This window comes from Nocardia cyriacigeorgica GUH-2 (assembly GCF_000284035.1).
Lineage (GTDB): Bacteria > Actinomycetota > Actinomycetes > Mycobacteriales > Mycobacteriaceae > Nocardia > Nocardia cyriacigeorgica_B.
Genome location: NC_016887.1, coordinates 891,112 through 903,441, shown reverse-complemented (window position 1 = coordinate 903,441; position 12,330 = coordinate 891,112). Strand labels below are relative to the sequence as shown.

Below are 12,330 nucleotides of genomic sequence, written 5' to 3'. Positions count from 1 at the left end.
CGGCCACCGGAACCGATTGCGGACGCGCTCATGCCGACACCTCGACGGCCTCGGCGGGCTTGGTGAGCTGGATGAACACCTCGTCCAGCGACGGGCGGCGCAGCGCGATATCGATGAGTTCGATGTCGGCGGCGGTGATCCGGTTCAGCGCCTCCGACAGCGTGACGGCACCGTCGGGCGCGGGCAGCGAGACCCGGTCGGCGGATTCGGCGACGGTGCAAGCGCCCAGCTCGCTGAGCGCGGCGACCACGGCGGGCACATCGCCGGCATCGACCGGGACGACCTCGCAGTAGCTGGAACCCGAGCGCGCCTTGAGCTCGTCGGCGGTGCCTTCGGCGATGACGGTGCCCTTGTCGACGACGATGATGTTGTCGCTGAGCGCGTCGGCCTCTTCGAGGTACTGGGTGGTGAGCAGGATGGTGACGCCCTGCTGCTTGAGTTCACGCACCAGCGTCCACAGGTTCTGCCTGCTGACGGGGTCGAGGCCGGTGGTGGGCTCGTCCAGGAACACCACGCGCGGGGAGCGCACCAGTCCGCAGGCGATGTCGATGCGGCGGCGCATTCCGCCGGAGTACTGGCCGACGCGGCGGTCGGCGGCCTCGGTGAGGGTGAAGCGTTCCAGGAGTTCGTCGGCGCGCTGCCGGGCCGCCTTGCGGCGCAGGCCCATCAGCCGCCCGAACAGCACCAGGTTCTCCCGGCCGGTGAGCATTTCGTCCAGCGCCGCGTACTGGCCGGTGAGCATGATCGACTCCCGCACCCGCTCGGCCTGGGTGACCACGTCGAACCCGGCCACCGTCGCCCGCCCGGCATCGGGCTTGACCAGAGTCGACAGCACCGAGACGGTAGTGGTCTTGCCGGCGCCGTTGGGCCCGAGTACGCCGAGCACACTGCCCGCGGGCACGCCGAAGCTGATGCCGCGCAAGGCTTTGACCTCGCCGAAGGACTTTTCGACCGATTCGACGACGATCGCCGCATCCGATCCTGACACTTGCTGCTCCATCCTGGAGTTCACTCCCCTGCTTTGCTTTCCGGTGCTGATGGCCGGCGAAACCTCATCCCGCGCCGCTCAGCCGAGCAGCGACACCACCTCGTCCAAGGACGCCCCGCCGAGGATCGCGGTGACGGGCACATCGCGTTTCAAATCAGACTCGATCCGTTTGCGCAGGTCGAGCGCCTGCAACGAATCCAGGCCGAGCGCGACCAACGGCGTCGAGCCGTCGATGGTTTCGGTGGCGTCCATGCCCATCACCGAACGCAGGGCGTAGCGGACGCGTTCGGCGGTGTCGCCGCCTGGCGAGGGCGCCGCTGCTTCGGGTTGGGGTGCGGCCGCCGGAGTCTCGGCCACCGGTTCAGCCGTCGGGCGGGCGGTGTGCCGAGGTTCGGGCAGCGCGGGCGGCTCCAGCTCCCGCACCTGATCGAACAGCGGCCCGAAGCCGAACATCTCGAACAGCGTCGCGACCCGGCCCCAATCCGCCGCCACCACGAGAGCGTTCGCGGCGGTGCCGGTGAAACCGGCCGCGATCGACGCGTCGACGTCCATCGGGTACAGCCCGGTGCCGCTGATCTGGGCCAGTGCGTCGGCCTGATCGGCGCCGACCTCGCGCCACAGGCCCCACTGCACCGACGAGCAGGCGATGCCCTGCGCGCGCAGCCGGGCGGCGGCGGCGTCGAGCATCCGGTTGACGGCGGCGTAGAGCAGATGCCCGCGCCCGCCGATGGTGGCCGACAGCGACGAGCACAGCAGCACCCGGCCGTCTTCGGCCAGCGGCAGCTCGCGCAGCAGGTTGTCGAGGGCGCCGAGCTTGGCGGCGGCGGCCGCGCGCACCGTCTCGGGGGTGAGTTCGGCTGCGGCGGCGGCGTAGTCGACGGTCGCGTGTACCAGCAGGTCGACCGGGGCGGCGCCGTGATCGGCGGCCAGCGCCCGCACGGATTCGGCGTCGGTGACGTCGCCGGTGCGCACCACGATCTCGGTGCTCCCGAGGTCGCGCAGTTCGGCGATGCGCGCGAGGGCGTCGGCATTGCCGCCGGAACGGCTGATCAACGTGATGCGGCCGGCTCCCGCGCGGGCGAAGCGCTCGCAGATGTCGAGGCCGAGTTTGCCGGTGCCACCGGCGATCACGATCTCGCGCGGCGTGCCGGGATCGAGGGCCGCGGCTTCGTCGACGGTGAGCCGTTTACCGTAGGTGCCGCCCGCGCGGATGGCCAATTCCGGCTCACCCGCGGTATGCACCGCGCCGAGCAGCGCCTTGGCCGAGGCCGCGGCGTCCGCACCTGGTGCCAGGTCGACGTGGCGGAAGCGCACGCCGAGGTGTTCGGGTGCCAGACAACGGAATCCGGCCTGTGCCGCGGCCTGGAACAGGTCGGGCTGTTCCTCGCCGGTGACGGCTTCGCCTCCGGTGGTGACCAGCCAGATATCGTCCACGCCGGCGAGGTCGGGCAGCCAGCTCTGGTCGGCGAAGGCGGCCAGTTCGGCGACGGCGGATTCGGTCGTGTCATCGGAGGCCTGCGGCAGCAGCACCACGGCGGTATCGAAAGCGGCTGGTGCGTCGACGATCTTGGCGCCCTGCCGGGCCGCGCCCGCGCGCACCGCGTCGGCCAGCTCACCGCAGCGTCCGGTGGGGTCGATCAGGGTGAGCGTGCGCGGCGGCACCAGCGTGCGCTTCTCCAGCCGCACCCACTGCTCCACCAGCCGGGCGGGGACCGCGGCCGGCTCGGCTTCCGGCTCGGGGTAGGCGAACGGCGCCCACATGGGCTTGGAGTTCATCTCGGTGTTCGGGAAATCCAGCAGCGGCAGCGGCGGACGCACGTTCGTGTCCGCGCCCCGCAGACCGTCCCAATCGAAGTCGAGATCACCGACGGCGATGGTGGCGAGGTTGCGGGTGAATTCGCCGAGGTCCTCGGCCGAACGGCGGGAGGTGCCGATGGGCTGGAACTCCCGGTCGCCGGGCACCTGGCTCAGGTTCTCCATGATCGCGATCATCAGCGCGGGATGGTCGGCGATCTCGATGAAGGTGTCGACCCCACGTTCGGCGGCGTCGATGATGGCCAGGTCGAAGCGCACCCGGTTGCGCAGGTTCCAGAACCAGTAGTCGCCGATCGGCAGGTCGGGGGTGATGGGTCCGCCGAGGGTGGCGCCGATGCAGTCGATCTCGGTCGGCAGGAATTCCGGGCGATCCAGTTTGCCGGCCATACCGTGACAGAATTCGGACCGGAACTTGCTGACGTAGGAGGTGTGCGCCGGGTACGCCACCCGGATCTCCTTGGCGAAGGTGCCCTGGTCGTTGAGCGTCTGCACCATGTTCACCACGGCCTCGCGCTCACCGGAGATGGCCAGCACATGCGCGGAGTTCACCACCGACAGCTCCGCCCACGCGGAACTGCGCGCGATCAGCGCCTCGCATTCGTCGCGGTCGAGGCCGAGCACGGCCATCGAATACTGCCCGTCGGTGCCGCCCTCCGGGCACAGTTCCTCGACCAGCTGGGCGCGCAGGGTGACCACGCGGACGCCGTCGGCCAGCGACATGACCCCCGACACCACCGCGGCCGCGATCTCGCCCTGGCTGTGCCCGACCGTCGCCGCCGGCTCCACACCGACGGCCCGCCAGATCGCGGCCAGGCCGATCATCTGCATGAACAGCGCGGGCTGGACGATGGTCACCTCGTCGACGGCGTCACCGTCGTCGAGCAGGTAGGCCAGCGGCGAGATGCTGAACAGCTCCTGGAACACCGCCTCGCATTCGTCGACCGCGGCGCGGAACACCGGCGAATGCTCGTAGAACATCCGGCCCATGCCCGGGCGCTGACTGCCCTGCCCGGGGAAGACGTAGGCGATCTTGCGCGGCCTGGCCGATGCGGCCGAGGTGACGACCAAGGGATGCGGTTCGCCGGCGGCGATCGCGCGCAGGGCCGCGAGCAGCTGACCGCGGTCGGTCACCATGGCCAGCGCGCGACGCCGCCGCGGGACGCGGGTGCGCAGCAGCTGGGCGGCGACTTCGGCGGGAGTGATGGCGGGCCGGGCGTCGACGTAGTCGCCGATCGCGGCGGCCTCGCGGCGCAGCGAGTCGTCGGTGTCCGAGGACAGCAGGACCGGGATGGTTCCGTCCGGAAGACGATGGCTAGACATGGTTCTCCTGTTCCGGCATGGCGAGCACCGCGTGCGCGTTGGTGCCCGCGACCCCGAACGACGACACCGCCCCGTACCGCACGCCGTCGCGCGGCTGCCAGTCCTGCAATTTGTCGGCCAGCCGCAGCGTCGATGCCGCCCAGTCCACCTCGGTGGTGGGGTTGTCGGCGAATCGCGACGGCGGGATCTGCCCGTGCAGACCGGCCAGCAGCACCTTGATCAGGCCGAGCATGCCTGCCGCGGCCTGGGCGTGACCGAGGTTCGATTTCACCGAGCCGAGCAGCGGGCCGGGCGCGGCCGGATCGCCGGCGCCGTAGACCCGTTGCAGCGCAACGAGTTCCTTCGGGTCGCCGACTGCGGTCCCGGTGCCGTGGCCTTCCACCAGGCCGACGGCGTCGGCGGGAATCCCGGAGCGCGCCACCGCTTTACGGATCAACTGCTCCTGCGCGTCGGTACTGGGCACGGCGATGGGCGCGCCCTTGCCGTTGTGGTTGACAGCCGTGCCGAGCACGCGGGCGTACACGCGGTGGCCGAGTTCCCTGGCCCGCGATTCACGTTCCACCACGACCACCCCGGCGCCCTCACCCCACAGCGTGCCGGAGGCGTCGGCGGAGTACGGCTTGCACTGACCGTCGGTGGATAAGGCGTTGGCCTTGGAGAATTCGAAGAAGCCGGCGGGCGAGCCGAGCACGCACACTCCGCCGGCCAGTGCCCATTCGCAGTCGTCGTCGCGGATGGCTGCGGCCGCCAGGTGCAGCGCCGACAGGGAGGACGCACAGGCGGTGTCCACCGTCATCGACGGACCGACCAGGCCGAGTCCGTGCGAGATCCGGCCCGCGACCGCACCGAGCGCGGCGCCGGTGGCGCGGTATCCGGTGTGCTCGTTGACCTGGGCGGCGTGCGGGCCGTATTCGGTGAACGAGGCACCCATGAACACGCCGACCTCCGTCCCCGCCAGGCTCGCCGGGTTGATGCCCGCGTTCTCCAGCGCCCGCCACGCCACGCGCATGCCGACCCGCTGCTGCGGATCCATCGCGACGGCCTCGCGCGGCGAGATACCGAAGAACGGAGCGTCGAATTCAGCGGCGCCGGTGAGGAATCCACCCGCGTCGCGAACCGGGCTCCAGCCCTCGTTCGCCTGCGACAGCGCCAGCAGTTCGGCGATCGGCCAGCCGCGATCGCGCGGGAACGGCCCGATCAGATCCTCGCCATCGGCCAGCGCCGACCAGTAGCGCGACAACGTGTCCACGCCGCCGGGCGCCTCCACCGCCATCCCGGCGATGACGATGTGGTCCTCGGCGGCACTCACCGCGACACCGCGACCGGTTCGGCGGACAGCACCTCGGCAATGCCCGCGACCTGGTTGTGCAGGTAGAAGTGCCCGCCGTCGAACATGGTGACCTCGAGCGGCTGCCTGGTGTGCTCCTGCCAGGCGTACAGATCGCCCATGCCGACGTATTCGTCGTCGCTGCCACCCATCGCGTGGACGCGGGTGTCGAGCACCACGTCCTTGTCGCAGGTGTAGCGGTCGAAGGCGGCGTAGTCGGCCTTGAGCGCGGGCAGCGCCATGCGCATCAGTTCCCGGTTGCCCATGACCTCGGCGCCGGTGCCCTCGAGCCCGGAAACGTGGTCGAGCAGCTGTTCGTCGTCGGTGGGATGCGGCGGCATATCGGCGCACATCCACGGCGCCACCGCGCCCGACACCCCGAGCATGCGCACCGGGATGCCCGCGGCCTCGGCCAGCCGGGTGAATTCGAACGCCACCACCGAGCCCATGCTGTGGCCGAACACGGTGATGGGTTCACCGCGGTTGAGCGTGGAGCGGGAGAACTCGTCGAAGGCCGCGGCGGCGGTCTCCGGCAGGGTCTCCTTGGGGGTTTCGGCGGCGCGGTCCTGGCGGCCGGGGTACTGGAACAGCACCACGTCGAAGTTCGCGCTCAACGCCTTGGAGAACGGCCGGTAGGTGGACGCGCCGCCGCCCGCATGCGGGCAGATGAGCAGCGGTGGGGCGTCCGCGATGCGGGGCTTGTGGAATTTGCGGATCCATCCGGGGGTGCTTGCCATAACTTTCTCCTGCCTCACTGCCACATCCGCCGCATGACCAACATGCCCTGGTCCGCGTCGTCGATTGCCTCGGTCGCGCCCACCAGGCCGTCGGGATGTTCGGCGATGGCGCGCAATGTGTTGCTGTATGCGGTTTCGATGATCTGGGCGTCGCCGGCCTCGAAGGAGTCCTCGGCGTAGAAGACGACCACGCGCAGCGCGTCCCCGGGGAACAGCAGGTCCGGCGGGAAGATCATCACCAGCAGCGCGTTGTCGGTGGCACCGCGTCCGGAGAACGACACCAGCTCCAGATTCTCTTGGCCGAGCAGCTGTTCGAGCTCGTCGCGACCCGACGGGTAGGACTGGTAGACGAACATGCTGTCGAAGAGCTTGCGGGCGCCGGCGGTGCGGTTGGCCGAGGTGAGCCGGTACTGGTGGAACTCCATGAGCTCACGGCGGCGGCTCTGCATCTCGTCCAGGTGCTCGCGCCAGCTGCGGCCGGCGTCGAGCGCGATGGCGACCGGCACGGTGTTGACGAAACAGCCGATGGCGGTGTCGATCTCATCGATCTCGGCGGGGCGTCCGGAGACCACCTCACCGAAGACCGTCGCGTCCTCGCCGGTCACGTAGCGCAGCACATTGGCCCAGGCCAGCTGGCAGATCGCGCTGAAGGTGGTGCCCGTCTCGGAAGCCAGCGCGGTCAGCTTGTCGCCGACCTCGGTGTCGATCATGAAGCTGTGCGCGGCGGGCACCGCGTCGCCGCCGGGCTCGCGGCCGGGCGCCACGATGCACGGCTGCACCTGGTCGAGGTACTTCGACCACACGGCCTCGGTCTCGGCCTCCCGCGCCTGCGTCAGCTTCAGGAATTCGGCGAAGGTTCCCGGATTGCCCAGCGGCGCGGCGGCGCCCTCGGTGGCGTAGGCGGCGAAGATCTCGCGCGGCAGCAGCTGCCCGGACCAGCCGTCGGTGAGGATGTGGTGCGAGGTGAGCACCAGCATGTGTTCGTCCTCGGGCAGGTGCACGACGGTGGCGCGCATGAGCGGGCCACGCGACAGGTCGAATTGGCCGGCCTGGTCGGTGTCGAGGAATTCCTGCAACTTCTGCTGGGCGTCGGGAAGGTCGCGGTAGTCGACTTCGCTGGTCACGAACGTCATCCGGTCGGCGACGATGGCGTAGGGCATGCCTGCATGCGAGACCGACACCGCCACCCGCAGATTCGGGTACCTGTTGAGCACCGTGTCCAGGGCCCGGCCCAGCCGTGGGACGTCGAGCGCGCCGGTGACCGAGATGGTGGTCTGCACCGTGTAGGCGTCGCGGCCGGCACTGCTGATCGCGGTGAAGTAGAGACCGGCCTGCAGTGGTGCCAGCGGGTAGACGTCGGCGTAGTCGCCGTAGAGGTTGTGCCAGCGGTCCAAGTCGAGCTGGGTGACGTCGTCGGCGAGCACATCGCTGGGCGTGAGCCGGCGCGCGGAATCGTCACGCACCGCCTTCGCCAACTCCCGCAACGCACCCGCCCATAGCTCGGCGAACTCACGCACCTGCTCCTCGGCCAGCGGGCCGGAGGGGTAGCGGAAGGAGGCGTGCAGAGCGGGGGCGTCGCCTTCGACCAGGGCCACGGTATTGATGTCGAGCAATGCGGCGGCGGGCTGAGTATCCCCGGCGTGGCCGCCGAGATAGCCGAATTCGGGCGCGGCGTCCCAGGCTGCGGCGTCCTCGGCGAGGGCGAAACGGCCCATGTAGTTGAAGCTCAGCTGCGGAGCCGGGTGCGGCGCCAACGCCGCCTTAGTCTCCGGGTTCAGCCAGCGCAGCAGGCCGTAGCCGATACCGGACTCCGGCACCGCGAGCAACTGTTCCTTGACGGCCTTGACCGCGGCGACCATGTCCGGTTCACCCGACCCGAGCACCTCGAGCGCGACCGGGTAGGCGCTGGTGAACCAGCCGACGGTATTGCCCAGATCGGCTCCGGCGAACAGCGTCTCGGCGCGGCCGTGCCGTTCCATGGTGAGCGCGACGGTCGCGGTGTCGCGGTCGTGCGCGCGGCGGAAGCGGTGGGTGGCCACGGCCAGCGCCGCCACCTGGATGTCGAGGAAATCGCAGCCGAAGGCCTGGGCGGCGGTCGTCATCAGGAAGGTGGTGTCGTCGGCGTCGAGTTCGGTGGACACCTCGCGCACGGTAGCGACGGTGTCGCGGGCCGGGTCGAAGGCGCTGGTGCCCAGCAGCGGGTCGTCGGCGGCGGCGACGGTCTGCCAGTACGGCAGCTCCCCGGCGACGGTCTCGCTGCCGGCCAGCTGCACCAGGTTGGTGTTCCAGGTGCGCACCGAGGTCCCGGTGGCGTCGAGTTCCTCACCGGCCCACAGCTGGCGCAGGTCATCGTGCAAGATGCGCCAGGAGACGCCGTCGACCACCAAGTGGTGGATGACCAGCAGCAGCCGGCCCGTCGCGCGGTCGGGGGTGCGGACCCAGACGGCGCCGAACATGCGGCCCGCAGCCGGGTCCATGGCCTCGGCGGTGGTGCGCAGCTGCTCGGCGAGGGTGTCGGCGGCGGTCCGTGCCCAAGCGGCCGGATCGAGTTCGACCTCGGTGAGCGCCGGGTAGTCGAACGGTTCACCCGGGCCGGGCACGTAGTAGGCGGTGTTGCCCGCCGGGTCGGTGCCGATCCGGGCGCGCAGCAGCGGATGCCGGCCGACTAGGCCGCGCAGCATCTGCGCCAGCTTGCCGGCGGTCGCGTCGGCGGGAGTGACGACGGTGGTGACCTGGCTGTAGGCGCGGTAGGTGTCGGCCGGGCGCTCGGTCAGCAGGGCGGCGATGGGGCCCAGCGGGATCCAGCCGGTGTCGGCGCCGGCGTCCACCAGCTCGGGTGCGCCGGATTCGGCGATCGGTTCGGCGGCCGCGGCGATGGCGGCGATGGTGCGGGCGTCGAAGAGGGCGCTGGTGGTGATGGCCAGCCCGCGCTTCTTCAACGCCGAGGCCATCCGGATGGCGCTGATCGAATCGCCGCCGAGGGCGAGGAAATCGTCATCGGCGGCCAGCTCGGTGCTCTCCGGGATGCCGAGCACCTGCCGAACCACATCGGCGACAGCGATTTCCGCGTCATCGCGCAGTGCCCGGCCGCGGCCGGTCGAACCGCCCAGATCCGGCACCGGCAACGCCTTGCGGTCGAGTTTGCCGTTGGCGGTCAGCGGCAACGCGGGCAGCCGCACCAGCGCGGCGGGAATCATGTAGTCCGGCAGGCGTTCGGCGAGGAAGGCGCGGATGACGCCCGCGTTCTCGGCCTCGGAATCGGTCTCGAACGTCGAACCGGGTTCGGGCACGTAATAGCCGGCCAGCGCGGCGTCTGCGCCCTTGGCGACGGCGATCGCGGCGGCGGAGACGATGCCGGGCACCTGCCGCAGCACCGCCCCGACCTCACCGAGCTCGATGCGGTGGCCGCGGATCTTGACCTGATCGTCCACCCGGCCCAGGTATTCCAGCCGGCCGCGCGCGTTCCACCGGACGATGTCGCCGGTGCGGTACATGCGGGCGCCGGGTTCGCCGGCGAACGGGCAGGCCACGAAGGTTCCGGCGCTCAGGCCCGGCCTGCGGTGATAGCCGCGGGCCAGCTGCACGCCGCCCAGGTACAGCTCACCGATGACGCCGGTCGGCACCTGCCGCAGCTGCTCGTCGAGCACGTACACCGTCGAATTCGATTCCGGCACACCGATGAGCGCCGGACCCTGCTCAGGCGCGCCCTCGAAGTCCTCGTGCGTGATGTCCATCGACGCCTCGGTGGGCCCGTACAGGCCGAGCACCCTGCCGCCGAACACCTTGCTCGATTCCTCCACCAGCGCGGGCGGCACCGCCTCGCCGCCGAGGTAGACGAACCGCATCGACTGCAACCGCGCCGGATCAGGGCCGGCGTCCAGGAAGGCGCGGACCACGCTGGGCACCAGCGAGATCTGGGTGATCTTGTGCCGGTCGATAATGCCGGCCAGGGCCTCCACATCGGCCTGCCACCAGTCCGGATGCGGCAGAACCGTCGCCGAACCCGTGCACAGGGCGTTGACCAGTTCGAACACCGAGACGTCGAAGCCGATCGGCGCCTTCTGCAAGATGCGCTCTTCGCCGAAACCGAGGGCGTCGCGCATCCACTGCACATGGTTGGCCACACCGCGGTGATGGATGATCACGCCCTTGGGGCGGCCGGTGGTGCCGGAGGTGTAGAGCAGGTAGGCGGCGTCGAGCGGGTGGATCGGGCGATCCAGTTCGGCGGGCTCGAGCGGGGCGTCGTCGAGTTCGGCGAGCCGGGCCTGCACGGCCGGGTCGCGCAGATCGACCACCGGAACAGTGTTGTCGACCGGCAGCACGCGCTCACCGGGCACCGAGCGGATCATCAGCGCCGGATCGGCGTCGCCGAGCATGTACTCGATGCGGTCGGCCGGATAACTCGGATCGAACGGGACATAGACCGCGCCGGTGCGCAGGATCGCGGCGAAGGCGACGGGCAGCTGTTCGGACCGTTCGGCGAAAACACCGACCCGGTCCCCCGCCCCGACGCCCTGCGCGCGCAGCAGCCGGGCCAGCCGGTTGACGCGGGAATCGAATTCGGCGTAGGTGAGGCTGATGTCCTCGAAGACGACCGCCACCCGTTCCGGATAGGTGCGCGCGGAGTCGCGGATCATCGCGTCGGCGGTTTCCGGGACGATCGGCACCCGCGGGCCCGGCGTCCAGGACGCCAGCTTGGCGCGGTCGGATTCCGAGAGCACCAGCAGGCGATTCAGCTCCACCTCGGCGCCGGCCTGCGCGAGCATCTGATCGATGTACTCGTGCAGCCGCTCGATGGTAGCCGGATCGAACAGGTCGGTGCGGTAGGTGATCTGCACGTCGACGCGGTCGGCGTGCATGAACGCCTCCACCGCCACCGGCAGCAGCGAGGCGCCGTGATCGGCCAGATGCCAGCTGGTGGTGGTGCCGGGCAACTGCGGGCCGTCGATCTTCTGCTGCAAGAACAGCACCATGGTGTCGAACAGCTTGGAGCCGACATTGCCGGTGGCGCGGTTGACCGCCCGGACGATCGCCTCCTGCGGGAAGGTCTTGTGTCGGAACGCTTCCGTGGTCACTCCGCGCACGTGATCGACCAGATCGGCGAAGGTCCGAGTGCCCGCTCCGGTGAAGCGCAGCGGCAGCATATTGCTGAGGTTGCCGATCAGCAGATCGCTGCCCGACTCCTCCCGGTTGGCCACCGTAGTGCCCACGACCACCTCGGACTGGCCGGTGATCTGGCGCAGCGCGAGGTAGTAGGCGGCCAGGAACACCTGGAACGGGGTGGCGCGCAGCTGGGTGCTCAGTGCGCGCAGATTGGCGTCGGCCGTGCCGGACAGCAGCCGGTCCATGCGGTCGCCGCGCTCGGTGACGACGGCGGGCCTGCGGTCGTAGGGCAACTGGAGTTCGGGCACCTCGCCGTCGAACTGCGCGGCCCAGAAGTCGGCTTCGGCGGTGTGGTCGGCGTCGGAGAAGCGGTCCTGTTCCCATTCGGCGAAGTCGGCGACCTGGCGCTCCAGCGGTTCGGGGCGGGGTTCGCCGGTGAGGGCCTGCTGGTAGAAGCGTTCGACATCGCGCGACAGGGCGGGCAGCGTCATGCCGTCCCAGGCGATGTGCTGGATGACCAGGATGACGACGACGGTGTGCGCGTCGGCGCGCAGGAACGTCAGCCGCAGTGAGGATTCCGCCGACAGGTCGAAGGTCTCGTGCGCGGCGGCGGCGACCAGCTCGTCGATGCGGCGCGTCGTCTCTTCCGGGCCGAGCTCGCTCAGGTCGAATTCGGCCACGCGCGGCGGGAGTTCGGCGTGGATGCGCTGGTACGGATCGCCCTGCTCATCGGTGTGATACGTGGTGCGCAGGACCTCATGCCGCTGCGGCAAGGCCAGGAATGCGCGGCGCAGCGCGGCGTAGTGCACCTCGCCCTGGAACGTCAGCGCCAGGCACAGGTTGTAGGCGGTGCTGTCGGGCGAGATCTGCTGATGGGCGAACACATAGCGCTGCCCGAACGACAGCGGTGCCCGCTCGGGATCCCGGCGCGCGGGCACCGCCGGGGTGGCGGCCAGGCCCTCCTGCGCGAGCCGGGCCCGCATCGCTTCCTGAAGGTCGTCCAGCGATCGCATCTACGTCAAACCATTTCTCGTACGTGG

The 12,330-nt window shown here is 70.2% G+C and carries 5 protein-coding genes; all 5 read right to left on the bottom strand.

All coding sequences use genetic code 11. The features are described 5' to 3' along the window. Positions 1–28: 28 nt before the first annotated feature. The 5 genes from NOCYR_RS04075 to NOCYR_RS04055 all read right to left on the bottom strand — a co-directional run bounded on the left by NOCYR_RS04075 (position 29) and on the right by NOCYR_RS04055 (position 12,303). A complete protein-coding gene (locus NOCYR_RS04075) occupies positions 29–988 on the bottom strand; it encodes a daunorubicin/doxorubicin resistance ABC transporter ATP-binding protein DrrA (RefSeq protein WP_014349087.1) in 960 nt (319 codons plus the stop codon). Positions 989–1,066: 78 nt separating this feature from the next. Beyond that, positions 1,067–4,123 carry a nocobactin polyketide synthase NbtC gene (gene nbtC, locus NOCYR_RS04070; RefSeq protein WP_014349086.1) on the bottom strand — a complete coding sequence of 1,019 codons (3,057 nt, stop codon included), beginning with the start codon at positions 4,121–4,123 and terminating at the stop codon, positions 1,067–1,069. Continuing rightward, complete coding sequence (locus NOCYR_RS04065) at positions 4,116–5,432, bottom strand: polyketide synthase (protein WP_014349085.1); 1,317 nt, start codon at positions 5,430–5,432, stop codon at positions 4,116–4,118. The genes nbtC and NOCYR_RS04065 overlap by 8 nt, the downstream gene beginning before the upstream one ends. Beyond that, a complete protein-coding gene (locus NOCYR_RS04060; protein WP_014349084.1) occupies positions 5,429–6,187 on the bottom strand; it encodes a thioesterase II family protein in 759 nt (252 codons plus the stop codon). Before NOCYR_RS04060 ends, NOCYR_RS04065 begins: the two co-directional genes overlap by 4 nt. 14 nt (positions 6,188–6,201) lie before the next feature. Next, complete coding sequence (locus NOCYR_RS04055) at positions 6,202–12,303, bottom strand: non-ribosomal peptide synthetase (RefSeq protein ID WP_014349083.1); 6,102 nt, start codon at positions 12,301–12,303, stop codon at positions 6,202–6,204. Positions 12,304–12,330: the final 27 nt, after the last annotated feature.

What these genes read in the sequence shown, in the direction of transcription:
- nbtC (WP_014349086.1), bottom strand. Translation starts at nt 4,123, where the DNA reads ATGTCTAGCCATCGTCTTCCGGACGGAACCATCCCGGTCCTGCTGTCC.
- NOCYR_RS04060 (WP_014349084.1), bottom strand. Translation starts at nt 6,187, where the DNA reads ATGGCAAGCACCCCCGGATGGATCCGCAAATTCCACAAGCCCCGCATC.
- NOCYR_RS04055 (WP_014349083.1), bottom strand. Translation starts at nt 12,303, where the DNA reads ATGCGATCGCTGGACGACCTTCAGGAAGCGATGCGGGCCCGGCTCGCG.